Source organism: Parerythrobacter jejuensis, from assembly GCF_039536765.1.
In the GTDB taxonomy this organism is placed as follows: domain Bacteria; phylum Pseudomonadota; class Alphaproteobacteria; order Sphingomonadales; family Sphingomonadaceae; genus Parerythrobacter; species Parerythrobacter jejuensis.
This window is the reverse complement of sequence record NZ_BAAAZF010000001.1, coordinates 912,432-936,504: the sequence shown is the minus strand read 5'-3', so window position 1 is coordinate 936,504 and position 24,073 is coordinate 912,432. Positions and strand designations below refer to the sequence as shown.

Here is a 24,073-nt window from a genome sequence, read left to right as displayed (position 1 = left end):
GCAAGATTTGCCCCTCCATACGACCCAAGGAATTACATATGGCCCGCGAATATCCGCTGGAGCGTTATCGTAATATCGGCATCATGGCCCACATCGATGCCGGCAAAACCACGACTACCGAGCGTATCCTCTATTACACCGGCAAGTCCTACAAGATCGGCGAAGTGCACGATGGCGCTGCGACGATGGACTGGATGGAGCAGGAGCAGGAACGCGGCATCACCATTACCTCGGCTGCTACGACCACGTTCTGGCAGAACGAGGATGGCAAGGGTGAAAAGCACCGCATCAACATCATCGATACCCCGGGCCACGTTGACTTCACGATTGAAGTCGAGCGTTCGCTGCGCGTGCTCGATGGCGCGGTCGCCGTGTTTGACGGTGTGGCCGGCGTTGAGCCGCAATCCGAAACCGTATGGCGTCAGGCTGACAAATACGGTGTTCCGCGGATGTGCTTCATCAACAAGCTCGACCGGACCGGTGCCGATTTCTATTACTGCGTCCAATCGATCATCGACCGTCTCGGCGCCACTCCGCTCGTGCTCTATCTCCCGATCGGCGCGGAAAGCGATCTTCAGGGTGTTGTCGATCTCGTCAACAATCGCGGCATCGTGTGGGAAAATGATGGCTTGGGTGCGACGTTCAACTACGTCGACATCCCGGCTGATCTGGCCGACAAGGCTGCCGAGTATCGCGAACAGCTGATCGAAACTGCTGTCGAGCAAGACGATGACGTGATGGAAGCCTATCTGGAAGGCAACGAGCCGGATGCTGCTACGCTCAAGAAGCTGATCCGCAAGGGCACCATGGCACGTGATTTCGTGCCGGTGATCTGTGGTTCTGCGTTCAAGAACAAGGGCGTCCAGCCTTTGCTCGACGCTGTTGTCGACTACATGCCGAGCCCGCTCGACGTGCCTGCGATTAAGGGCGTGAAGCCTGACAGCGACGAGGAAGACGAGCGTCCGTCCGACGATAGCGCGCCGTTCTCGGCTCTCGCCTTCAAGATCATGAACGATCCGTTCGTGGGCTCGCTGACCTTTACCCGCATCTATTCCGGCCACCTTGCAAAAGGTAGCGTGCTCAACTCCGTCAAGGAGAAGAAGGAAAAGATCGGCCGCATGCTGCTGATGCACTCCAACAATCGTGAAGATATCGAAGAGGCATATGCCGGTGATATCGTGGCGATTGCAGGCCTTAAAGAAACCACCACAGGTGACACGCTGTGCGATACCGCGCATCCGATTATCCTGGAGCGGATGGAATTCCCGGAACCGGTTATCGAACTGTCTGTGGAACCCAAGACCAAGGCCGACCAGGAGAAGATGGGCGTCGCCCTGAACCGTCTGGCAGCCGAAGATCCCTCCTTCCGCGTCAGCACCGACCACGAAAGCGGTCAGACGATCATCAAGGGTATGGGTGAACTTCACCTCGACATCCTGGTTGACCGTATGAAGCGTGAATTCAAGGTCGAGGCCAATGTTGGTGCGCCGCAGGTTGCTTACCGTGAATCGCTCGGTCGCGAGATCGAAGTCGATTACACGCACAAGAAGCAGTCGGGCGGTACCGGCCAGTTTGCACGCGCCAAAGCCAAGTTCATCCCAGGTGAACGCGGCCAGGGTATCGTGTTCGAAGACAGCATCAAGGGCGGTAACATTCCGAAGGAATACATCCCGTCGCTGGAGAAGGGCATCCGTGAGCAGGCCGACAGCGGCTATCTCATCGGCTTCCCGATCATCGATTTCACGATCCACGTCTATGATGGCGCGTATCACGATGTCGATTCCTCGACCGTGGCCTTCGAGATCTGCGGTAAGGGCGCCATGCGTGAAGCAGCCGAACGTGGCGGCATCAAGCTGCTCGAGCCGGTGATGAAGGTTGAAGTCATCACGCCTGAGGATTATCTCGGCGATGTGATCGGCGACCTCAACTCCCGCCGGGGCCAAATCCAGGGCACTGACAGCCGCGGTAACGCACAAGCTGTTGAAGCCATGGTGCCGCTCGCCAATATGTTTGGCTATGTGAACGAACTGCGTTCGTTCAGCCAGGGGCGTGCTAACTACTCGATGCAGTTCAGCCACTACGACGAAGTGCCGGCGACTGTTGCACAGGAAGTCAAGGAGAAGCTTGCCTAAGCAGGGCCAAGCGTTTAGGGGCGGCGCCTGATTCCTCGGGTGCCGTCCTCTCCCGATGAAAATTCTATCTTTAGACAGAGGTTAAGAGCAAAATGGCGAAGGAAAAATTCGAGCGCAATAAGCCGCACGTGAACGTTGGCACCATTGGTCACGTTGACCATGGCAAGACCACACTGACTGCGGCTATCACCAAGGTCCAGGGTTCTGCCGTTGATTTCGGCAACATCGACAAGGCTCCTGAAGAGCGTGAGCGCGGCATCACCATTTCGACGGCACACGTTGAATATGAAACCGACGCACGTCACTACGCACACGTCGACTGCCCGGGTCACGCTGACTATGTGAAGAACATGATCACCGGTGCCGCGCAGATGGACGGCGCGATTCTGGTTGTGAACGCAGCTGACGGCCCCATGCCGCAGACCCGCGAGCACATCCTGCTGGCCCGTCAGGTCGGTGTTCCGGCTCTGGTCGTGTATATGAACAAGGTTGACCAGGTCGACGACGAGGAAATCCTCGAACTCGTCGAGCTGGAAGTCCGCGAACTCCTCAGCGAGTACGGCTTCGACGGTGACGATATTCCAATCGTCAAGGGTTCGGCTCTGGCCGCTCTCGAAGGCCGCGATCCGGAAATCGGCGAAAACTCCATCAAGGAACTGATGGAAGCTGTCGACTCCTACATCCCGCAGCCCGATCGTCCGGTCGACAAGGACTTCCTGATGCCGATCGAAGACGTGTTCTCGATCTCGGGTCGTGGTACGGTTGTTACCGGCCGTATCGAAACCGGCGTTGTGAATGTTGGCGACGAAGTCGAAATCGTTGGCATCAAGGACACCACCAAGACGACCGTGACCGGCGTCGAAATGTTCCGCAAGCTGCTTGATCGCGGTGAAGCTGGTGACAATGTCGGTGCCTTGATCCGCGGTGTTGGCCGTGAAGACGTCGAGCGTGGCCAGGTTCTGGCCAAGCCGGGCTCGGTCAATCCGCACACCGAATTCAGCGCCGAAGTTTACGTGCTGTCGAAAGACGAAGGTGGCCGTCATACGCCGTTCTTCGCCAACTATCGTCCGCAGTTCTACTTCCGCACCACCGACGTGACCGGCGAAGTGATCCTCCCAGAGGGTACCGAGATGGTTATGCCGGGCGACAACGTGACCATCAGCGTCAAGCTGATTGCACCGATCGCCATGGACGAAGGCCTCCGCTTCGCTATCCGCGAAGGTGGCCGCACCGTCGGTTCGGGCGTTGTTGCCAAGATCACTGCCTGATCTTTCGCACATCGACTGATTTAGAGGGCACCCTCTCCCGGAAACGGGAGGGGGTGTTTTCTTTTGGACCAAGGGGCTAGCACCGAGAAATGGGCATAGGTTCGCGGATCAGGAGCATGACCAGTCGCGGTCTCATCGGCGCGGGCAAAAGGCTCGCGTTGGGCCGATACGGCGATGGCTGGAATGGTCTGAAGGCCATCGATGCAGCTATGGTGCTCGACATCGGTTCTTGCGGCGGGGAGCTGGCCGAGCGTGAATTGCTGGACGCCTTTCCCAACGCCCAAATCCATTGCTTCGAACCGCACCCGGTGAATTTTGCGCGCCTCGGGGCGACGGCTGCGCGACACCCGCGGATCCACGCGCATCAACTTGCCTTGGGAGAGATCGAGGCCGAAGTTGACATGCAGTTCAACACAGGCTCGCCATCCTCGTCGTCCTTGCTGCAGCAGACCAGCGACAGTGTCGACATGTTTCCGTTTCTTGCCGAAACGATGCAAACCACTGTGCATCAAAAGCGTTTGGATGATGTCATGCCGGTGATCGACGCCGAGGGGCGGGGCCCGCTGGTGATCAAGATGGATGTGCAGGGGTTCGAAGATCGGGTTATTGCAGGCGCACCGAAAACACTCGCACGGGCAAGCGCAGTCGTGCTGGAGGTGTGCCTGGCTCCATTGTACGAAGGGCAGGCGACCTTTGATGCCCTGTACGAAGCGATGAAGTCTCACGGTTTCCGTTTTGCCGGGACGCGGGATCAGTTCTTCGGCAAGGATGGATCGGTGATCTATCTGGATGCCTGCTTCATCCGGTAAGCCGTGCTGGCGCAAAAATGTAGGAAAATGGGGTTGCCCAGAATCAGTGTTGCCGTTAAGGGACGCGCCAAGCCCGCTTCGTAGCGGGCAAAATTTTTTCCAATCCGTCGGTCCGGTTTGGCCCCTCGCTTAGAGATCAGGTCAGGCTGCGCCTTTGGATTGCACATTTTGAATTGAAGAGCCGGGCCGGCGGGGCAACCTGACGGTGCGGCGATTTTTGGCTCTTTCGCATCGGTAGACTTGGACATGGAAGCTCAGAATATTCGCATTCGCCTGAAGGCATTCGATCACCGCGTGCTCGATCAGGCAACTGGCGAGATCGCGGAAACCGCGCGTCGCACAGGTGCTCTTATTCGTGGCCCCATTCCAATGCCGACGCGCATCGAGAAGTTCACTGTGAACCGCGGCCCGCACATCGACAAGAAGTCGCGCGAGCAGTTCGAAGTGCGCACATTCAAGCGGTTGCTCGACATCGTGCAGCCGAACGCCCAGACGGTCGATGCTTTGATGAAGCTTGATCTTGCTGCTGGCGTGAACGTGGAAATCAAGCTCGCCTAAGAGTTTGCCGAAGTCTCTGCAAAAGCAGAGATCGCCGTCCGCCGGGTAGGACGTAAAACAACCGGGAAGTTTAGGGGCTCCGTATGGCCCCGCCGGATCGCAAGACCGGCACGACATAGGGATACCGCCGGACTTGTCCGGGCCTGCGTCCCCCGTCTCGCTCAAACAGCCCCCCGGCTGCACGAGCATTCAGCCCGGACGGGGCGATGCACGAAAATTGGGTTGATTGAGTCTGTTCTCACGAATGGGTTCGCAAGCACGCAGGGATGGGCCTTGTGTGCCTCTGTTTTAGGAGTTTTGACGATGCGCACAGGCGTGATCGCAAAGAAAGTCGGGATGACCCGCTTGTTCCAGGAGGATGGACGTCACGTTCCCGTGACGGTCATGGCTCTGGAAGACTGCCAGGTCGTGTCCCACCGCACCGCAGACCGCGATGGCTATTTCGCACTGCAGGTCGGCTCGGGTACTGCCAAGCAGAAGAATGTTGCCAAGCCTCAGCGTGAAGCTTTCGCGAAAGCGGAAGTCGGGCTGAAGATGAAAGTCGCGGAATTCCGCGTCGACGGCGAAGACGGGCTGCTGCCTGTTGGTGCCTCGATCAGCGCTGATCACTTCATCGCTGGCCAGAAGGTCGACATTACCGGTCACACGCAGGGTAAAGGCTTCGCCGGCGCCATGAAGCGTTGGGGTTTCGGTGGTCTGCGTGCAACGCACGGCGTTTCGATCTCTCACCGTTCGCACGGTTCGACGGGTAACCGCCAGGATCCGGGCCGCGTGTTCAAGGGCAAGAAGATGGCCGGCCACATGGGCGACCGTCAGCGCACCCAGCAGAACCTCGAAATCGTCCGTACGGATGCAGAGCGTGGCCTGATCTTCGTCAAGGGTTCGGTCCCGGGCACGAAGAACAGCTGGATGGTCATTCGCGATGCGGTCAAGCTGCCGCTTCCCGAAGGCGTCCCGTTCCCGGGTGCTGTTGTCGACACGACGCCGCTGAACGATCCCGGCATGCCGGACGCGGAAGAGCCCAAGGTTGCAGACGCAGCCGTAGAGGACGCCGCACCGGTGGAAGAAACCAACGCTGCAGAGGGCGAAAACACCGCCCCCAGCGACGACGGTAAGGAGGGCTAAACCATGAAGGTGAAGGTCCAGAAAATCGACGGCAAGGCTGCTGGCGATGTCGAGCTGAATGATGCCGTATTCGGTGTCGAACCACGCGCCGACATCCTGCACCGTGTTGTTACGTGGCAGTTGGAAAACCGCCGCGCCACCGCACGCCCGACACGCGAGCGTTCCGACGTTGCGCGTACCGGCAAGAAGCACGGCCCGCAAAAGGGTTCGGGCGGTGCACGTCACGGTGACCGCGGCGCCCCGATCTTTATCGGTGGTGGTAAGGCCCACGGCGCGCGCAAGCGTGATTTCAACCAGTCGCTGAACAAGAAGGTTCGCGCTCTCGGCCTGAAAATGGCGCTGTCGAGCAAGGCAAAAGATGGCCTCGTGGTTGTCGACAGCCTCGAACTCAAAGACGCCAAGACGAAGGCCCTGCAGGGACACTTCGACAAGGCTGGCTTGAGCGGCAAGGTGCTCTTCATCGATGGCGATGCCGTCAATGATGGCTTCGCCAAGGCTGCCAGCAACCTTCCGGGTATCAATGCGATGCCGGCGATGGGTGCGAACGTCTACGACATCCTGAAACACGACACACTGGTCCTGACCAAGGACGCTGTCGAAAAGCTGGAGGCGCGCTTCAATGGCTAAGAAGCAAGAAATCGACGCGCGTCACTACGACGTCATTCTCGCTCCGCACATCACGGAGAAGTCCACGCTGATGTCTGAGAACAACGCCGTTGTTTTCAAGGTATCGGGCGATGCAACCAAGCCGCAGATCAAGGAAGCTGTCGAAGCTATCTTCGACACCAAGGTCGCTGGCGTGAACACCATCGTCACCAAGGGCAAGACGAAGCGCTGGAAGGGCAAGCCCTACAAGCGTTCCGATGTGAAAAAAGCGATCGTGAAGCTGGCTGAAGGCCAGGATCCGATCGATATCACCAGCGGTATCTGAGGCAGATCATGGCACTCAAGAACTACAAACCGACAAGCCCCGCGCGCCGCGGCCTGATCCTTGTCGACAAGTCCGGCCTGTTCAAAGGCAAGCCGGTCAAGTCGCTCACGGAAGGTAAGCGCAAGACCGGTGGCCGGAACAACAAGGGCCATGTCACCTCGCGTGGCATCGGCGGCGGTCACAAGCAGAAGTACCGCTACATCGACTTCAAGCGTCGCAAGTGGGACGTTGAAGGCACCGTGGAGCGGATCGAATATGATCCCAACCGCACCGCTTTCATCGCGCTCATCAAATATGCCGACGATGAACTGAACTACATCATCGCTCCGCAGCGTCTTGCGGTTGGTGACAAGGTTATCGCAGGCGAAAAGGTCGATACGAAGCCGGGCAATGCCATGCTTCTGGGCCAGATGCCGGTCGGCACCATCATCCACAACGTGGAGATGAAGCCGGGTAAGGGTGGCCAGATTGCCCGCTCTGCCGGTGCTTATGTCCAGCTCGTCGGTCGTGACCGCGGGATGGTCATTGTGCGCCTGAACAGCGGTGAGCAGCGTTACCTGCGCGCCGATTGCATGGGTACGGTTGGTGCGGTTTCGAACCCCGACAACCAGAACCAGAACCTGGGCAAGGCCGGTCGCCGTCGCTGGATGGGCATCAAGCCTCTCACGCGTGGTGTCGCCAAGAACCCGGTCGATCACCCCCATGGTGGTGGTGAAGGCCGCACCAGCGGTGGTCGCCATCCGGTGACTCCGTGGGGCAAGCCGACCAAGGGTGCCCGCACTCGCAAGAACAAGCAGACGGATAAGATGATCATCCGTTCGCGTCACGCCAAGAAGAAGAGGTAACGGACATGGCTCGTTCCGTATGGAAAGGTCCTTTCGTCGAACTTAGCCTTCTGAAGAAGGCTGAAGACGCTCAGGAAAACGGTGGCCGTGCGCCGATCAAGACTTGGTCGCGTCGCAGCACGGTTCTGCCACAATTCGTCGGTCTGACGTTCAACGTCTACAATGGCCACAAGTTCATCCCGGTCTCCGTTTCGGAAGACATGGTCGGACACAAGCTTGGTGAATTCGCGCCTACGCGCACGTTCCCCGGTCACGCGTCCGACAAGAAGGGCAAGCGCTAATGGGCAAGGCAAAATCTCCCCGCCGCGTTGGTGAGAACGAGGCTCTGGCTGTGGGCACCACGATCCGTGGGTCCGCGCAGAAGCTGAACCTCGTTGCTGAACTGATCCGCGGCAAGAAGGTCGAGGAAGCACTGAACATCCTCGCTTTCTCCAAGAAGGCTATGGCCCGCGACGCCACCAAGGTGCTCGCATCGGCTGTCGCCAATGCCGAAAACAATCACGACCTGGATGTCGACGCACTCGTCGTCGCCGAAGCCAGTGTCGGTAAGTCGATCACCATGAAGCGGTTCCACACCCGTGGCCGCGGCAAGAGCACACGGATCCTGAAGCCATTCAGCCGTCTGCGCATCGTGGTCCGCGAGCAGGAAGAGGCGTAAGATGGGTCAGAAAAGTAATCCGATCGGTCTGCGCCTGCAGATCAACCGTACCTGGGATAGCCGCTGGTACGCCGAAGGGCGTGACTATGCGAAGCTGCTCGCAGAGGACATCCAGATCCGTAAGTTCATCGTCAAGTCGCTGCCGCAGGCCGCGATTTCGAAGGTGGTGATCGAGCGTCCGGCCAAACTGTGCCGTATTTCGATCTATGCGGCGCGTCCGGGCGTCATCATCGGCAAGAAGGGTGCAGACATCGAAAAGCTGCGCGTCCAGCTTGCCGGCATGACCGAAAGCGAAGTGAAGCTGAACATCGTTGAAATCCGCAAGCCGGAAATCGACGCCAAGCTCGTCGCCCAGGGTATCGCGGACCAGTTGATCCGCCGTGTAGCCTTCCGTCGTGCCATGAAGCGCGCGATGCAGTCGGCCATGCGTCTTGGTGCCGAGGGCATCAAGATCGTTTGCGGTGGTCGTCTCGGTGGTGCGGAAATCGCACGTGTCGAACAGTACCGCGAAGGCCGTGTGCCGCTGCACACGCTGCGCGCCAATATCGATTATGCCGAAACCGAAGCGCTGACCGCTTACGGGATCATCGGCATCAAGGTCTGGGTCTTCAAGGGCGAGATTCTCGGCCATGATCCGACCGCACAGGACCGTCTCATGATGGAAGCCCAGACGTCCGGCGTCCGGCCGGCGCGTTAAGGGTAGGGTAGAGCAATGCTGCAACCGAAGAAAACCAAGTACCGCAAGGCTTTCAAGGGCCGGATCAAGGGCGACGCGAAGGGCGGCACCACGCTGAACTTCGGCTCCTATGGTCTGAAGGCTCTCGAACCGGAGCGTCTGACCGCGCGCCAGATCGAAGCTGCGCGTCGTGCCATCACCCGTGCCATGCGTCGTCAGGGCCGTCTGTGGATCCGCGTCTTTCCCGACGTGCCGGTATCCAAGAAGCCTGCCGAAGTCCGTCAGGGTAAGGGTAAGGGCTCGGTCGAATACTGGGCAGCTCGCGTGAAGCCGGGCCGCATCCTTTTCGAACTCGACGGTGTCCCCGGACCGCTTGCCGCAACTGCGTTTGAACGCGCTGCGATGAAGCTGCCGATCAAGACCAAGGTTGTCGCCCGTTTTGGTGACACCTCTCACCTGGGAGGCGAATAATGACGAAAGTCGAAGACCTGCGTCAGAAGAGCGATGACCAGCTCCAGGAAGAACTGGTCGAGCTGAAGCGCGAGCAATTCAACCTGCGCTTCCAGGCTGCCACGAACCAGCTGGAAGCGCCGGCTCGGATCAAGGAAGTCCGTCGCTCGATCGCGAAGATCAAGACGCTGCAAACCGAGCGTGCAAACGCTGCGGCAAAGGCTTGAGGAGCAGACAATGCCGAAACGTATCCTGATCGGGTCTGTCACCTCCGACAAGACCGACAAGACCGTGACCGTGAAGGTCGAACGCAAGGTGAAGCACCCGCTTTACGGGAAGATCATCCGTCGTTCGAAGAAGTATCACGCGCACGACGAAAACAATGATTACAAGCTGGGCGATATCGTCCGCATCGAGGAAACGAAGCCGATTTCCAAGACCAAGACCTGGGCTGTGATTGACCGTGTGGTCGATGGCGGAACGCAGGCGGTTGAGGCCGATCTCGATGTGGCAGAAGCTACGCCGGGCAACTGAGGATTATGAGTTTGTCCCCGTCATGGCGGGGATCGACGTTAGGAACTGCCGGACATGTGTTCCGGCAAGCCAATGAGAAGGAACCGGATCAATGATCCAGATGCAATCCAATCTCGACGTCGCGGACAATAGCGGCGCAAAGCGCGTCCAGTGCATCAAGGTACTGGGTGGCTCGAAGCGCCGGACCGCGTCTGTCGGCGACGTGATTGTGGTTTCCGTCAAGGAAGCCCAGCCACGCGCAAAGGTGAAAAAGGGCGATGTCCATCGCGCTGTCATCGTGCGTACGAAGAAAGAAGTTCGCCGCCAGGATGGCAGCGTGATCCGCTTCGATAGCAATGCCGCCGTGCTCGTCAGCAAGAATGAAGAGCCGATCGGCACCCGTATCTTCGGCCCAGTGGTCCGCGAATTGCGCGGCCGCGGCTTCATGAAGATCATCTCGCTTGCTCCGGAGGTGCTATAATGGCGTCTGCAAAGATCAAGAAGGGTGACAGCGTCGTCGTCCTGTCCGGCAAGGACAAGGGCAAAACCGGCACTGTAACGAAGGTCATACCGAAAGATGGCAAGGTCGTTGTTGAAGGCGTCAATATGATCGCCCGTCACCGCAAGCCGAGCCAGGCCAATCCGCAAGGTGGCATCGACCGCTACGAAGCGCCGTTGCATCTTGCCAAAGTTGCTGTGGCAGATCCGAAATCCGGTAAGCCGACCCGCGTCCGTTTCGAAGAGAAGGACGGGAAGAAGGTCCGCGTTGCTGTAAAGTCCGGGGAGACTATCGATGGCTGATTATACCCCCCGCATGAAGAAGCGTTTTGACGACGAAATCGTCAAGGCGATGACTGAAAAGTTCGGCTACAAGAACCGTTTGCAGGTTCCGAAGCTGGAAAAGATCACGCTCAATATGGGCGTGGGCGAGGCGAGCCAGGACAAGAAAAAGGTCCAGACGGCTGCCGAGGAAATGGCCCTTATCGCTGGCCAGAAGCCGGTGATCACCAAGGCCAAGAAGTCGATCGCACAGTTCAAGCTGCGCGAAGGCATGCCGATCGGTTGCAAGGTTACCCTGCGCCGTGACCGCATGTATGAATTCCTCGACCGCCTGGTGACTATTGCGATGCCGCGTATTCGCGACTTTCGCGGGGTCAACGCCAAGTCGTTTGATGGCCGTGGCAACTACGCCATGGGTCTCAAGGAACAGATCATCTTCCCCGAAATCTCGTACGACCAGATCGACGTGGTCCGGGGCATGGATATCATCGTGACGACCACAGCGAACACGGATGAAGAGGCGAAGGAATTGCTCCGCCTGTTCGGTTTCCCGTTCCCCGCTGAATCGTCTGAAGAGAAGGAGGCCGCGTAAGCGGTCTATAGGAGAGCTTAAGTCCAATGGCGAAACTGAGTTCGATCAACAAAAACGAGCGTCGCAAGAAGCTCGTCGAGCAGTACGCTGCGAAATATGAGAAGCTGAAAGCAATCGCGAACGACAAGTCGCTCGACGAAAGTGAGCGTCTTATCGCACGTTTGAAAATGGCGGAACTTCCGCGCAACGCGAACCCAACCCGCGTGCGCAACCGCTGTGCCACCACCGGCCGCCCACGCGGCTATTATCGCAAGTTCGGCATCAACCGTATCGAACTGCGTAACCTCGGCAACAAGGGCCTCATTCCAGGCCTGACCAAGTCGAGCTGGTGAGGATCAAGTAGATGGCTATGACCGATCCCCTGGGTGATATGCTCACCCGTATCCGCAACGGCCAGCAGGCGAAGAAGGATTCTGTCCTGTCGCCGGCTTCCAAGCTGCGTGCAAATGTTCTCGAAGTGCTTCAGCGCGAAGGCTACATCCGCGGCTACAGCGAAGATGGCTCGGGCAAGCACCCTGCGCTGCGGATTGAACTGAAATATTTCGAGGGCGAACCTGCGATCAAGCATGTTGCCCGCGTGTCCAAGCCGGGCCGCCGCGTCTATTCGGGTTCGAAAGAGCTGCCGACTGTACGTAATGGTCTTGGCATCACCATCGTCTCGACCCCTCGCGGCGTGCTTTCGGATAACGAAGCGCGGACCGAGAATGTCGGCGGCGAAGTGCTGGCGGAGGTGTTCTGATGAGCCGCATCGGTAAAAAACCGGTGGCGATCCCCAGTGGCGTCACCGCCAATGTCGAAGGCAACACGCTCAGCGTGAAGGGTCCGAAGGGCACCTTGTCCATGGGTCTGTCTGACCAGATCGACTACAAGGTCGAAGGCGACGAGATCCAGGTCAATCCGGCCAACGATACCAAGCTGGCGCGTTCCTATTGGGGTATGCACCGGACGCTGGTGTCGAACCTGGTCGAAGGTGTGACCGACGGTTTCTCCAAAACGCTGGAAATCAGCGGTGTTGGTTATCGTGCATCCGCGCAAGGCCGTAAGCTGAAGCTTCAGCTTGGCTTTAGCCACGATGTGGACATTGACGTGCCGGAAGGCATCGATGTGAAGTGTCCTGACCAGACCACCGTAATCGTTTCCGGTATCGACAAGCAGGCCGTTGGCCAGCTTGCTGCCGAAATCCGCCGCTGGCGCAAGCCCGAGCCTTACAAAGGCAAGGGCATCAAGTACCAGGGCGAATACGTCTTCCGCAAGGAAGGGAAGAAGAAGTAAGATGGCGAAACTTTCCCTCTTCGAACGTCGCCGCCGCCGTGTCCGCACGGCCCTGCGCAACCGCGCCGGTGGCAAACCGCGTCTGTCCGTGCATCGCACGGGTCGGCACATCTACGCGCAAGTCATTGACGATGCAGACGGCAAGACCCTTGCTGCTGCATCGACGCTGGGCGCGAAGAAGTCCGGTGCGAATGTCGATGCTGCCGTTACGGTCGGCAAAGACATTGCTGCTGCTGCCAAGAAGGCCGGCGTTACTACCGTCGTGTTCGATCGCGGCGGCTTCCTGTTCCATGGCCGCGTGAAAGCGCTGGCCGACGCCGCTCGCGAAGGCGGGCTGGAGTTCTGATGATGGCTGACGAAAAGAAAACCGAAGAAGCCGCAGTCGAAGCTACTGCAGCGACGGAAGCTCCGGCAGAAGCAGCACCTGCTGCTGAAGCCAAGACCGAAGAAACACCGGCTGTTGCTGATACGCCTTCGGAAGCGGCTGCGACGCAATCGCCTGCACAAGGCGATGACACACCTCCGCAACAGCGCGAAGGCGCTGGCGGTGGCCGTGGTCGTGGACGTGGCGGCCAGGGTGGCGGCGGCGGTGGCCGCGGTCGTGGTGGTCGTGACAATCGCCGTGGCGGTCGTCGCGAAGAAGAAGATGATGGCATCATCGAGAAGCTGGTCCACATCAACCGCGTCTCCAAGACCGTAAAGGGCGGTAAGCGCTTCGGTTTTGCAGCACTGGTTGTTGTCGGTGACGGTTCGGGCCGCGTAGGCTTCGGCCACGGTAAGGCCCGCGAAGTTCCGGAAGCCATCACCAAGGCTACCGCAGCCGCGCGCAAGAAGATGGTTCGCGTTCCGCTGAAGGAAGGCCGCACGCTGCATCACGATGCCAAGGGCCGTTTCGGCGCTGGCAAGGTGACCGTGCGTACGGCGCCTCCGGGTACCGGCATCATTGCCGGTGGTCCGATGCGTGCTGTGTTCGAAAGCCTTGGTGTTGCCGACGTGGTGACCAAGTCGGTCGGTTCGTCCAACCCTTACAACATGATCCGCGCCACCTTCGACGCGCTGACCAACCAGACTTCACCGAAGTCGGTAGCCCAGCGTCGTGGCAAGAAGGTTGCTGACCTGCTTGGTCGCGGTGGTGCCAGCGAAGCCGAGGCAGAAGCCGACGCCGCAGCTGTGGTGGAGTAATCGAGAATGGCCAAGATCAAGATCAAGCAGATCGGTTCGCCGATCCGTCGCCCGGAAAGCCAGAAGAAAATCCTGGTCGGACTGGGCCTGAACAAGATGCACAAGGTGGTTGAGCTCGAGGACACTCCCGAGGTTCGCGGTGCCATCGCCAAACTGCCGCACATGGTGGCAGTGGTCGAGTAATCGACGCATCACAATTGACCAAAGGGGCCCGGGCTTGTACCGGGCCGCTTCTTTTAAGCGCGAACCCCGAAATGCGGGGCCTGGAAAGCGAAAGCGAGTGCGAACATGAAACTGAATGATCTCCGTGACAACGAAGGTGCCCGCAAGGGCCGCATGCGTGTCGGCCGTGGTATCGGTTCCGGCAAGGGCAAAACTGCCGCGCGTGGCCAAAAGGGCCAGAAGAGCCGTTCGGGCGTAGCCATCAACGGCTTTGCCGGTGGCCAGATGCCGCTTCACATGCGTCTGCCGAAGCGCGGGTTCAACAACCCGTTCGGCAAGGACTATGCAGAAGTGAATATCGGCATGGTGCAGAAATTCATCGACGCCAAGAAGCTCGACGGCAAGAAAGTTGTCGATCACGACGCTCTCAAGGCGGCCGGTCTTGCCCGTGGTGGCAAGGATGGCGTCCGCCTGCTGGGCAAGGGCGAACTGAAGGCCAAGGTCTCTTTCAAAGTTGCAGGCGCATCGAAGGGTGCGATTGAAGCTGTTGAAAAGGCTGGCGGTTCGGTCGAAGTCATTGCTGCCAAACAGCCCTGGACCAAGGATGGCGCAAAGGCCTCCAAGGGTGCGAAGGCCGACAAGGCAGCTGCTGAATAATCGGAAAAAGGTGAGCGACGGGTTCGACATCGGGCCCGTCGCTACCTATGTGTCCTTCCGATAGCCGGGAGGGACCGGCGACAAGCTAGGAATCAAGTTCTCCCATGGCATCACGCGCCGACAATATTGCGAGCAATCTCAGTCTCGCCAATTTCTCGAAGGCCACCGAGCTCAAGAACCGGATCTGGTTCACGATCGGTGCGCTGGTTGTGTTCCGTTTCCTCAGCTTCGTGCCGCTTCCCGGTGTGAACCCGCTGGTTCTGGAAACGCTTTATGACCAGGCGCGCGGTGGTATTCTCGACCTGTTCAACACATTTTCGGGCGGCAGCCTTGAGCGGATGAGCCTCATCGCGCTCGGCGTGATGCCCTATATTACCGCTTCGATTGTGGTGCAGATGGCCGCGGCCCTGCATCCGACCCTTGCGGCGATCAAGAAAGAAGGCGCCACCGGGCGCCAGAAGCTGAATCAATATACGCGCTACGGCACGGTATTTCTGTGCGCGATCCAGGGCTGGTTCCTGGCATCGGGCCTTGAAAGCTTCGGTGCGCAGAGCGGTATCCAGGCTGTGGTCGACCCCGGCCTCATGTTCCGGGTTGGCGCGGTGATCAGCCTGGTTGGCGGCACCATGTTCCTGCTGTGGCTGGGTGAACAGATCACCAGTCGCGGCATCGGCAACGGCGTTTCGCTGATCATCATGGCCGGCATCGTTGCCCAGTTCCCTAGCTTTGCGGCCAATATGTTTGAAGGCGGCCGGACCGGTTCGATCAGTGCCTTCATCATCATCGGCTTCATCGTGATGGTCATCGGCCTGATCCTGTTCATCTGCTTCATGGAGCGGGCGCAGCGGCGATTGCTGATCCAGTATCCCAAGCGAGCGACACAGCGCGGCATGATGCAGGCAGACCGCTCGCACCTGCCGCTCAAGCTGAACACCGCGGGCGTGATCCCGCCGATCTTCGCCAGTTCGCTGTTGCTGTTGCCGCTGACGATCAGCCAGTTCGCCGGTAATTCGGTCGATACCAGCAGCACCGCTGGTGGCATCATCGTGACGCTGAACCAGTATCTGCAGCACGGGCAGCCGATCTACATGTCGCTCTATGCGATCGGGATTATCTTCTTCTGCTTCTTCTACACCGCGGTTGTGTTCAACCCGGAAGAGACAGCGGACAATCTGAAGAAGAATGGCGGCTTCATTCCCGGCATCCGTCCGGGCAAGCGTACGGCTGAATATCTCGACTATGTCCTGACCCGTATCACGGTTGTCGGCGCAGCCTATCTGACCCTGGTCTGCGTGCTGCCCGAATACATGATCGCGCAGACCGGTATTCCGCTGTTCCTTGGCGGAACCAGCCTGCTGATTGTTGTCAACGTAACCGTGGATACGATCAGCCAGGTGCAGTCGCATTTGCTCGCCCACCAGTATGGCGATCTCATCAAGAAGGCTAAGTTGAAGGGCCGGCAGCGTTAGTCCATGCCGGGTTCGAAGGGGATTCGGACGTGAACATCATTCTGTTGGGCCCTCCGGGGGCGGGTAAGGGCACGCAGGCCCACAATCTTGTCGAAGGTCACGGGATGCGTCAGCTCTCGACCGGCGACATGCTGCGCGCAGCGGTGAAGGCCGGAACACCTGTTGGCCTGAAGGCCAAGGCGATCATGGATCGTGGTGAGCTGGTCTCCGACGAAGTCGTATCCGAACTGATCGATGCGGAGCTTACCGCTATGGGCGCAGACGTCGGCGCCATTTTCGATGGCTATCCGCGGACCGAAGCGCAGGCGCACCAGCTCGACACCATTCTTGCCAGGCACGATCGCACGCTTGACCGGGTAATCGAACTGGAAGTCGATGAAGAGGCCCTGGTTGATCGCATCACCGGCCGCTATACCTGCGCCAATTGCGGGTCAGGTTACCACGATCGCCACAAGCTTCCGGCCAAGGAAGGCGTGTGTGACACGTGCGGATCAACCGAGTTCAAGCGCCGTCCTGACGATACCGAGGAAACCGTGCGCACCCGGATGCAGGAATATCGGGCCAAGACGGCGCCGATCCTGCCGATTTACGAAGAGCGCGGGATTGTTGCCCGCGTCGATGGCATGGCGGCAATCGGCGACGTGACCGCTTCGATCGAAGCCTTGCTCGCCTGACCGGCAGCAAAACCCTTTCCCTCCTGCGCGGTCCGTGAAATAGGGGACGCATGAGGAGGGATAGCATGATCCGTTTAGCCACCGTGCTGGCAGCTTGCGCTGCCATGTTGAGCGTTCCGGCCCAGGGCGAAGTTGTCGACCAGGGCAGCAACAGCTTTGTGACCCGCGACAGCGCGACAGTAGGTGCCGAGCCTCAGGCAGTCTGGCTTGAACTGATTTCGCCAGGCGGTTGGTGGAACGATGCCCACACCTGGTCGGCTGACGCTTCCAATATGATGCTGACCCCGCAAGGGGGTGGCTGTTTCTGCGAGCGCATTCCTGCAACCGAAGATGACGGTGCGATCGGCCTTGCCGGCAGCGTCCAGCACATGGTTGTGCTGCAGGCGTTCCCGCGCCGGGCGCTGCGCATGCGTGGCGGGCTGGGGCCCTTGCAAAGCGAGCCGGTCGACGGTGTGCTGACAATTACCCTCAAGCCGGTCGACGGCGGTACGCGGATCCTGTGGGAGTATGTCGTCGGCGGTTACATGCGCTTCAAAGTGAGTGACATCGCGAAAGCCGTGGACGGCGTGATGAGCCAGCAGCTGGATGGGCTGGCCAGCAAGCTGGGGCGGATCGATGATCCTGACCCGGAGCCAGAGACCCCGAGCGAGGCTCAATCCGAAGACGCGCCTGATCCGGCACCGGAGGGTGATGAAGAGGCTGAACCAGAGCCCGTGATCGAAAGTGCGATTGGCGAGGATTTCCTAGACGAACCAACGCGATAGGGTGATGGCACACGCGACACTGCAGTTCTTGCAGCGGTTTCTCAACATGCCCGGTTTTGACAGCGAGTCGCGGGAAGGGTAGACCTCTTGATATTCATCGCGCGCTGCCCATCTTGGCAGTCGCGTCGTTTTGCGTGGCTTACGGTTGACCTCCGGGTCGAATCGCCTTAAGCGCGCTTTCATTCGACAGTTTCGAGCGAGTCCGGCAGGCTGCAGCCAATTGATGCACGCCATCCGGGCTTTTTGCCGTAGGGCATTGCGCGCAACTGCCGGGTGTTTTTAGCGATGAGATAGAAGCTGCCCCGGGCATCTTCTGTGGAGCATGGAGAAGAATTAAGTGGCTCGTATTGCCGGGGTCAACATCCCCACAAACAAGCGCGTAATCATTGCGCTTACCTACATTCACGGGATCGGTCGCACGACTGCCGTGAATATCGCCAACAAGCTGGGCATCGATCACGCCCGCCGCGTGCAAGACCTCTCTGACGAGGAAGTACTGCGGATGCGTGAAGCGATTGACGCTGACTACACTGTGGAAGGTGACCTTCGTCGCCAGACCGCAATGAACATCAAGCGTCTGATGGACCTGCGGTCCTATCGCGGTCTGCGTCACCGTAACGGCTTGCCCGTTCGCGGACAGCGCACGCACACGAATGCCCGTACCCGTAAGGGCAAGGCGAAGCCGATCGCCGGCAAGAAGAAGTAAGCAGGCGGCTCAGCCCGTCTCTTCCTTCCCGATCTGATTTAGGGGAATACCACCATGGCACGCGAACCAGGCCGCATCCGGCGCCGCGAGCGGAAAAATATCAGCAGTGGCGTTGCGCACGTAAACGCCAGCTTCAACAACACCATGATCACCATCACCGATGCGCAGGGCAATGCTATCAGCTGGTCCAGCGCAGGCATGATGGGCTTCAAGGGCAGTCGCAAATCGACGCCTTATGCTGCCCAGGTTGCCGCTGACGATGCCGGCAAGAAGGCCGCCGAACACGGCGTCCGGACGCTGGAAGTCGAAGTGAAGGGCCCGGGCTCGGGCCGCGAAAGTGCGCTGCGTGCCCTCCAGGCCGTCGGCTTCACGATCACTTCGATCCGCGATGTTACACCGATCCCGCATAACGGGGTCCGGCCGTCCAAGCGTCGCCGCGTCTGATCCGTAGCTGCCCGGCAGCCATCTGGTTGCCGACACTTTTTTACGGACCGGACGCGTCAATCTGACGCTCCGGTCCTGCCCGCATCCGAACCAGGGGAAATCCATGTCCGTGAACACCAAGAACTGGCAGGAACTCAAGAAACCCACGCAGCTCGAACTGAAAGAGGGCAGCGACAAGACGCGCAAGGCAACCTTTGTCGCCGAACCGCTGGAGCGTGGCTTTGGCCTCACGCTCGGCAACGCATTGCGTCGTGTTCTGCTTAGCTCGCTCCAGGGCGCGGCTATAACCTCGATCAAGATCGAGAACGTATTGCACGAATTCAGTTCGCTTGCCGGTGTGCGTGAAGACGTGACCGACATCGTTCTTAACGTGAAGCAGATCGCTCTCAAGATGGAAGGTGAAGGCCCCAAGCGCCTGCAGCTTTCCGCAACCGGCCCGGCTGAAGTCAAGGCTGGTGACATTGCCGTTTCCGGCGACATCGAAGTGATGAACAAGGATCTCGTGATCTGTCACCTCGACGAAGGCGCGACGCTGAACATGGAACTGACCGCAGATGTCGGCAAGGGCTATGCCCCGGCCGTACAGAACCGTCCGGCCGATGCGCCGATCGGCCTGATCCCGGTCGACAGCCTGTATTCACCGATCCGCCAGGTCAGCTACAAGGTCGAAAACGCCCGTGTTGGCCAGGAACTCGACTATGACAAGCTGAGCCTGACGATCGAAACCGATGGCACGGTCACGCCTGAAGATTCCGTGGCCTATGCCGCGCGTATCCTGCAGGACCAGCTGACCCTGTTCGTCCACTTCGAAGACGGCATCCCGCAGCCGCAGAGCGCCATGATCGGTGTTGCTGCCGAGCCGCAGGAATCGGACGCCAACCAGCTCAACCGCTACCTTCTCAAGAAGGTCGACGAGCTGGAACTGTCGGTCCGTTCGGCCAACTGCCTCAAGAACGACAACATCATCTATATCGGTGATCTGGTCCAGAAGACCGAAGCCGAGATGCTGCGCACGCCGAATTTCGGCCGAAAGTCGCTCAACGAGATCAAGGAAGTGCTTTCCAGCATGGGTCTTCGCCTCGGGATGGACATCCCTGGCTGGCCGCCGGAAAACATCGAAGAAATGGCCAAGAAGCTCGAACAAGAGCTGCTGGGTTAATTCACACGGGAATGGGCCGGACCCGAACATCCGGCCCGTACCGGGCTACCTCATACGGGCCCCTTACGAACGAAGGAAAATACAATGCGTCACGGAATTCGCCAGCGTAAGCTGAGCCGCAAGTCGGGCCACCGCAAGGCCCTGTTCCGCAATATGTCGGCTGCCCTCATCAAGCATGAGCAGATCGTCACTACGGCCCCGAAAGCCAAGGAACTGCGCCCCTATATCGAGAAGCTGATCACGCTGGCAAAGCGTGGCGGCCTTTCCAACCGTCGCTTGGCGCAGAGCCGCCTGCTCGACGAAACCCAGCTGAAGAAGCTGTTTGACGTTCTGGCCGAGCGGTATTCCGATCGTGAGGGTGGCTACACCCGCATCATCAAGGCCGGCTACCGTGCCAGCGACAGCGCTGCCATGGCGGTAATCGAACTCGTCGACCGTGACGAAGACGCCCGTGGCCAGGACAGCGGTCCGGTGATGACAGAGGAAGACGAAACCGAAGACGCGTAAGCGGATCGGTTTTATCGACCACAGAAAGGGCCGCGCGGAGCAATCCGGCGGCCCTTTTCTTTTGGGCACAGGCGCTTAGGGTGCCCACCATGATCCGAACGACAATCGCAGTAGCCGCCGTGCTGTTCCTCGCCGCATCTCCCGCCACCGCTCAGAGCCAGCAGGAACAGCTTGATTCCCGCTACGACCGGGCGCTTGCGGCCGGATACAAGGCGCTGTTCTTGTGCAGTGCGCTGGCCAATTCAGAGCGGAATGGCTCCAGCCGCACGGTAGAGAGCATCGAGCAATGGGAGCTGACGGGCATCCAGGAGCCGTTGAACAGCATCGTTCCGGAATTGAACGCCACCATTGAGCGCCATGAGAATGGCACCATGGAGCGGGTCAGCGTCGATTGGGCAGACGGCATGCCCCCGCGCTTCGCCGTGCATATCGAGACAGGCGGATGCTCTCTCACCCCTATTGGCGGGGTGCGGAGTATGTATGGCCGACCGGCGGCCGAGCCTGCTTCAAGGAAGCGTGAGATGGCCCCGATCGCGGCGCCCGGGCCACGTTTCGCACCGCTTGTCGCGAACGCGCTGAGCACAGAGTATGGGGAGGGCGTTCGTACGACAGCGGTATATATCACCCACAAGGGACGACCGGTTGCAGAGGCCTATGCGGCCGGGTTTGATCCGGGGACGCCGCAGCGGACATGGTCCGTTGCGAAAAGCCTCGCCGCTACGCTGGTGGGAGCCACAGTGGAGCGCGGGGAACTGACAGTCGAGGAATCAGCTTTTCTCGGGTTTCGCCGGGGCGAGCCGCGCAAGGCGATCACGATCGATCATCTGCTGAGGATGGCATCTGGCCGCTATTCGGACACTCCGGGCAATCGTACCGATCCCTTGTATTGGGGCGGCGGTAGTGTCCTGGAGACGGCCCTGAAATGGCCGCTGGTTCACCAGCCTGGCTCTGTCTTCCGCTATGCCAACAATGATACGCTCGCAGCGACGCAGGCAATGGCCCGGGCATCGCGTGACCATTCGCCGGAAGACTTCCTGCTGCGGGTCGGCATGACGCATACGGTGCCGGAGACAGACTGGCGGGCGCAGTATGTCTTGTCCTCGCAAGTCTGGTCGACCGCGCGCGATTTGGCGAAGCTGGGGCAGCTTTATCTTGATGGCGGCGTATTGCCTGATGGCACACGTATTTTGCCCGAGAACTGGACCGAATATGTTTCCGCGCCATCGGGGCCGCAGCCAGTGGGCCGTCCGTTCGGCTATGGGGCAGGGTTCTGGCTGCTCAACACATCGCAAGGTGTTCCGGCAGACGCATTCGCGGCGTTCGGCAATCGGGGGCAGTATGTCGTGATCGTGCCCAGCCGCGAGGTTGTGATCGTGCGGCGCGGGGAAGACATGGTCGGCACCCGCTTCGACATTGCGGCCTTTACCCGTGATGTGCTGGCTGCGCTGGAAGAATAGTTCGCGCCCGGGCGCCATTGAAACGGCCCTTCGAGCGGCTAAATCATGAGCAACATAACGAACCTTTTGGAGAGGACTGCCCCCATGTTTCGCAACACCCTTCTTGCCGGCGCTGCGGCCGTGCTTGTTGCCAGCCCAGGATATGCCCAGGATATGACTGCACCAGAATACCCCGAAACGCGCGCGCAAGATGTGGCTGACTTGCAATTCGGTGAGCGGGTTGCTGATCCCTATCGCTGGCTGGAGAACGATGTCCGTGTGGACGAAGAAGTGGCCGATTGGGTCGAGCGACAGAATGCCGTCACAGATGCTTTCCTGGCCAGGATCCCGGGACGCGAAGCGCTCGAGCAACGGATCACCGAGCTGACCGATTACGAACGGTTCGGCATCCCGCAGGAGGCGGGTGGACGCTATTTCTACACCCGCAATAACGGCCTGCAGAACCAGTCAGTGCTGTATATGCGTGAAGGTCTGGATGGTGCGCCGCGCCAGCTGATCGATCCGAATGAATGGTCGGATGATGATGCAACCGCTCTGGCCGGATGGTCGCCGACCAAGGATGGCTCGAAGATCCTCTATGCAATCCAGGATGGCGGCAGCGACTGGCGCACGGTCAAGGTGATGGATGTCGCCACGGGCGAAGTGCTCGAAGACACAGTCGAGTGGGTCAAATTCTCGGGCCTCGACTGGGCCAAGGATGGCAGCGGTTTCTATTACAGCCGCTTCCCTGCCACGGGCGAGGGCGAGACCTTCCAGGCGCTCAACACCGATCACACGGTCTATTTCCACAAACTGGGCACGCCACAGAGCGCGGACACCGTCGTGTTCAAGACACCCGACGCGCCAGAGCTGAACCACTTTGCACAGGTGAGCGACGATGGGGCCTATGTGATCGTCACCAGTTCCAGCGGCACGGATGACCGTTACGAAGTAACTCTGATCGATCGCGCCACCGGCGCGGCGCGGGTGATCGTGCCCGGCTTCGATCATTCCTATTCCTATGTCGGCAATGTCGATGGCACTTTCTTCTTCACTACCAATGATGGCGCGCCGCTGGAAAAGGTCGTGAAGTTTGATTTGGCCGAGGGCGATCTGACCTGGGAAACGGTTATTCCCGAAGCCAAGGAGACGCTTGGCGGAGTATCGCTGGTCGGCGGCAAGCTCGTCGCGAGTTACCTGGTCGATGCAAAGAGCAAGATCAGCGTGTTCGATCTGGCTGGCAATCCCGTGCGCGAAGTCGCCTTGCCCGGGATCGGAACTGCCGGCGGGTTTGATGGTGATACGGAAGGCAGCGAAACCTTCTACTACTTCACCAGCTACAACCGTCCCACCAGCATCTATCGCTATGATGTTGCGACCGGTGACAGTGAAAGCTGGGCCGCGCCTGAAGTGAAGTTCAACCCCGATGACTATGTCGTCGAGCAGAAGTTCTACACCTCTAAGGATGGCACCCGCGTTCCAATGTTCCTGGTGCGCAGCAAGGCAGTCGCGGAAAGCGGTGAGGCCGTGCCGACCCTGCTTTACGGCTATGGCGGATTCAATATCTCGCTCACGCCCGGCTTCAGCCCGTCGCGGCTGGCCTGGATGGAGGCGGGCGGGGCCTATGTCGTCGCCAACATTCGCGGCGGCGGTGAATATGGCAAGCCGTGGCATGATGGCGGGCGGCTGCTGAACAAGCAGAACGTGTTCGATGATTTCATTGCCGCAGGCGAGTCGCTGATCGCTGAAGGGATCACCCCGGAAGATGGCCTCGCCATTCAGGGGGGATCAAACGGCGGCTTGTTGGTGGGTGCAGTGGCCAACCAGCGTCCGGACCTGTTTGCCGCGGGCAATGCGGCGGTGGGCGTGATGGATATGCTGCGCTTCGATCGCTTTACCGCGGGGCGCTATTGGGTCGATGACTACGGCTATCCGAACAAGGAAGAGGACTTCAAAAACCTCCTCGCCTATTCGCCCTATCATAACGTCAAAGATGGTACGGACTATCCCGCATTGCTGGTGACGACGGCCGATACGGATGACCGCGTGGTGCCAGGGCATAGCTTCAAATACACTGCGGCGTTGCAGGCGGCCCAGCTGGGCGACAAGCCGCAATTGATCCGCATCGAAACCCGCGCCGGTCATGGCTCGGGCAAGCCAACCGACAAGGCCATCGAGGAAGCGGCTGATATTCTTGGCTTTTTGGCCTATTTCACAGGGCTCGATCTGACCGACTAACTGCCTTTGACGCCGATGTTCAGAAAAGTGCTCACTTTTCTGAACATCGGCTGTCGGGCCAATTCA

The 24,073-nt window shown here is 59.4% G+C and carries 33 protein-coding genes; all 33 read left to right on the top strand.

Annotated features, from left to right (window positions below):
* The first annotated feature begins 38 nt into the window (after positions 1-38).
* A complete protein-coding gene (gene fusA / locus ABD653_RS04530; protein ID WP_160780065.1) occupies positions 39-2,132 on the top strand; it encodes an elongation factor G in 2,094 nt (697 codons plus the stop codon).
* 92 nt (positions 2,133-2,224) lie between these two features.
* Positions 2,225-3,400 (top strand): elongation factor Tu, encoded by a 1,176-nt coding sequence (tuf, locus tag ABD653_RS04525; RefSeq protein WP_160780064.1) that lies wholly within the window; start codon positions 2,225-2,227, stop codon positions 3,398-3,400.
* 116 nt (positions 3,401-3,516) lie between these two features.
* On the top strand, positions 3,517-4,209 hold the full coding sequence (locus ABD653_RS04520) for an FkbM family methyltransferase (protein ID WP_160780063.1): 693 nt from the start codon (positions 3,517-3,519) through the stop codon (positions 4,207-4,209).
* A 246-nt stretch (positions 4,210-4,455) separates the two neighbouring features.
* Positions 4,456-4,767, top strand: a complete 312-nt coding sequence (rpsJ, locus tag ABD653_RS04515; protein WP_086436159.1) for a 30S ribosomal protein S10 — start codon at positions 4,456-4,458, stop codon at positions 4,765-4,767.
* Positions 4,768-5,070: 303 nt separating this feature from the next.
* Complete coding sequence (gene rplC, locus ABD653_RS04510) at positions 5,071-5,892, top strand: 50S ribosomal protein L3 (protein ID WP_160780062.1); 822 nt, start codon at positions 5,071-5,073, stop codon at positions 5,890-5,892.
* Positions 5,893-5,895: 3 nt separating this feature from the next.
* On the top strand, positions 5,896-6,519 hold the full coding sequence (rplD, locus tag ABD653_RS04505; RefSeq protein ID WP_160780061.1) for a 50S ribosomal protein L4: 624 nt from the start codon (positions 5,896-5,898) through the stop codon (positions 6,517-6,519).
* The gene (locus ABD653_RS04500) at positions 6,512-6,823 is read left to right on the top strand and encodes a 50S ribosomal protein L23 (RefSeq protein ID WP_160780060.1); all 312 of its coding nucleotides are present in this window, start codon (positions 6,512-6,514) and stop codon (positions 6,821-6,823) included. Before rplD ends, ABD653_RS04500 begins: the two co-directional genes overlap by 8 nt.
* 8 nt (positions 6,824-6,831) lie before the next feature.
* Positions 6,832-7,668, top strand: a complete 837-nt coding sequence (rplB, locus tag ABD653_RS04495; protein WP_160780059.1) for a 50S ribosomal protein L2 — start codon at positions 6,832-6,834, stop codon at positions 7,666-7,668.
* A 5-nt stretch (positions 7,669-7,673) separates the two neighbouring features.
* Positions 7,674-7,949 (top strand): 30S ribosomal protein S19, encoded by a 276-nt coding sequence (gene rpsS, locus ABD653_RS04490; protein WP_160780058.1) that lies wholly within the window; start codon positions 7,674-7,676, stop codon positions 7,947-7,949.
* Positions 7,949-8,326 (top strand): 50S ribosomal protein L22, encoded by a 378-nt coding sequence (rplV, locus tag ABD653_RS04485; protein WP_160780057.1) that lies wholly within the window; start codon positions 7,949-7,951, stop codon positions 8,324-8,326. Before rpsS ends, rplV begins: the two co-directional genes overlap by 1 nt.
* A 1-nt stretch (position 8,327) precedes the next feature.
* Positions 8,328-9,023 carry a 30S ribosomal protein S3 gene (rpsC, locus tag ABD653_RS04480; RefSeq protein ID WP_160780056.1) on the top strand — a complete coding sequence of 232 codons (696 nt, stop codon included), beginning with the start codon at positions 8,328-8,330 and terminating at the stop codon, positions 9,021-9,023.
* A gap of 15 nt (positions 9,024-9,038) precedes the next feature.
* Entirely contained in the window at positions 9,039-9,473 is a 435-nt protein-coding gene (rplP, locus tag ABD653_RS04475; protein ID WP_160780055.1) for a 50S ribosomal protein L16, read from the top strand.
* Positions 9,473-9,679, top strand: coding sequence for a 50S ribosomal protein L29 (gene rpmC, locus ABD653_RS04470; protein ID WP_160780054.1), 207 nt, complete (start codon positions 9,473-9,475; stop codon positions 9,677-9,679). Before rplP ends, rpmC begins: the two co-directional genes overlap by 1 nt.
* 10 nt (positions 9,680-9,689) lie before the next feature.
* Positions 9,690-9,986, top strand: a complete 297-nt coding sequence (gene rpsQ / locus ABD653_RS04465; RefSeq protein WP_160780053.1) for a 30S ribosomal protein S17 — start codon at positions 9,690-9,692, stop codon at positions 9,984-9,986.
* 91 nt (positions 9,987-10,077) lie between these two features.
* Complete coding sequence (rplN, locus tag ABD653_RS04460) at positions 10,078-10,446, top strand: 50S ribosomal protein L14 (RefSeq protein ID WP_160780052.1); 369 nt, start codon at positions 10,078-10,080, stop codon at positions 10,444-10,446.
* A complete protein-coding gene (gene rplX, locus ABD653_RS04455; protein ID WP_160780051.1) occupies positions 10,446-10,766 on the top strand; it encodes a 50S ribosomal protein L24 in 321 nt (106 codons plus the stop codon). The genes rplN and rplX overlap by 1 nt, the downstream gene beginning before the upstream one ends.
* Positions 10,759-11,337, top strand: a complete 579-nt coding sequence (rplE, locus tag ABD653_RS04450) for a 50S ribosomal protein L5 (RefSeq protein ID WP_160780050.1) — start codon at positions 10,759-10,761, stop codon at positions 11,335-11,337. The genes rplX and rplE overlap by 8 nt, the downstream gene beginning before the upstream one ends.
* A 26-nt stretch (positions 11,338-11,363) precedes the next feature.
* Entirely contained in the window at positions 11,364-11,669 is a 306-nt protein-coding gene (gene rpsN / locus ABD653_RS04445) for a 30S ribosomal protein S14 (protein WP_160780049.1), read from the top strand.
* An 11-nt stretch (positions 11,670-11,680) separates the two neighbouring features.
* Positions 11,681-12,076 carry a 30S ribosomal protein S8 gene (gene rpsH / locus ABD653_RS04440; RefSeq protein WP_160780048.1) on the top strand — a complete coding sequence of 132 codons (396 nt, stop codon included), beginning with the start codon at positions 11,681-11,683 and terminating at the stop codon, positions 12,074-12,076.
* Positions 12,076-12,609, top strand: coding sequence for a 50S ribosomal protein L6 (gene rplF, locus ABD653_RS04435; protein ID WP_160780047.1), 534 nt, complete (start codon positions 12,076-12,078; stop codon positions 12,607-12,609). The genes rpsH and rplF overlap by 1 nt, the downstream gene beginning before the upstream one ends.
* 1 nt (position 12,610) lies before the next feature.
* Positions 12,611-12,955: a 50S ribosomal protein L18 gene (rplR, locus tag ABD653_RS04430; protein WP_160780046.1), complete on the top strand. Its 345-nt coding sequence runs from the start codon at positions 12,611-12,613 to the stop codon at positions 12,953-12,955.
* A complete protein-coding gene (rpsE, locus tag ABD653_RS04425) occupies positions 12,955-13,791 on the top strand; it encodes a 30S ribosomal protein S5 (RefSeq protein ID WP_160780045.1) in 837 nt (278 codons plus the stop codon). The genes rplR and rpsE overlap by 1 nt, the downstream gene beginning before the upstream one ends.
* Before the next feature lie 6 nt (positions 13,792-13,797).
* On the top strand, positions 13,798-13,974 hold the full coding sequence (gene rpmD, locus ABD653_RS04420; protein ID WP_160780044.1) for a 50S ribosomal protein L30: 177 nt from the start codon (positions 13,798-13,800) through the stop codon (positions 13,972-13,974).
* Between the two features lie 105 nt (positions 13,975-14,079).
* The gene (gene rplO, locus ABD653_RS04415) at positions 14,080-14,610 is read left to right on the top strand and encodes a 50S ribosomal protein L15 (protein ID WP_160780043.1); all 531 of its coding nucleotides are present in this window, start codon (positions 14,080-14,082) and stop codon (positions 14,608-14,610) included.
* Between the two features lie 104 nt (positions 14,611-14,714).
* A complete protein-coding gene (secY, locus tag ABD653_RS04410) occupies positions 14,715-16,079 on the top strand; it encodes a preprotein translocase subunit SecY (protein ID WP_160780042.1) in 1,365 nt (454 codons plus the stop codon).
* 29 nt (positions 16,080-16,108) lie between these two features.
* The gene (locus tag ABD653_RS04405) at positions 16,109-16,753 is read left to right on the top strand and encodes an adenylate kinase (protein WP_160780041.1); all 645 of its coding nucleotides are present in this window, start codon (positions 16,109-16,111) and stop codon (positions 16,751-16,753) included.
* A 65-nt stretch (positions 16,754-16,818) separates the two neighbouring features.
* A complete protein-coding gene (locus ABD653_RS04400; RefSeq protein ID WP_160780040.1) occupies positions 16,819-17,517 on the top strand; it encodes an SRPBCC family protein in 699 nt (232 codons plus the stop codon).
* A 337-nt stretch (positions 17,518-17,854) separates the two neighbouring features.
* Positions 17,855-18,223, top strand: coding sequence for a 30S ribosomal protein S13 (rpsM, locus tag ABD653_RS04395; protein ID WP_160780039.1), 369 nt, complete (start codon positions 17,855-17,857; stop codon positions 18,221-18,223).
* Between the two features lie 54 nt (positions 18,224-18,277).
* Positions 18,278-18,667: a 30S ribosomal protein S11 gene (gene rpsK, locus ABD653_RS04390; RefSeq protein WP_010234721.1), complete on the top strand. Its 390-nt coding sequence runs from the start codon at positions 18,278-18,280 to the stop codon at positions 18,665-18,667.
* 103 nt (positions 18,668-18,770) lie between these two features.
* Positions 18,771-19,826, top strand: coding sequence for a DNA-directed RNA polymerase subunit alpha (locus tag ABD653_RS04385; protein WP_160780038.1), 1,056 nt, complete (start codon positions 18,771-18,773; stop codon positions 19,824-19,826).
* 84 nt (positions 19,827-19,910) lie between these two features.
* Positions 19,911-20,333, top strand: a complete 423-nt coding sequence (rplQ, locus tag ABD653_RS04380; RefSeq protein WP_160780037.1) for a 50S ribosomal protein L17 — start codon at positions 19,911-19,913, stop codon at positions 20,331-20,333.
* Between the two features lie 89 nt (positions 20,334-20,422).
* Positions 20,423-21,790, top strand: coding sequence for a serine hydrolase domain-containing protein (locus tag ABD653_RS04375; protein WP_160780036.1), 1,368 nt, complete (start codon positions 20,423-20,425; stop codon positions 21,788-21,790).
* 84 nt (positions 21,791-21,874) lie between these two features.
* Positions 21,875-24,007 (top strand): prolyl oligopeptidase family serine peptidase, encoded by a 2,133-nt coding sequence (locus ABD653_RS04370; protein ID WP_160780035.1) that lies wholly within the window; start codon positions 21,875-21,877, stop codon positions 24,005-24,007.
* The last annotated feature ends 66 nt before the right edge of the window (positions 24,008-24,073 follow it).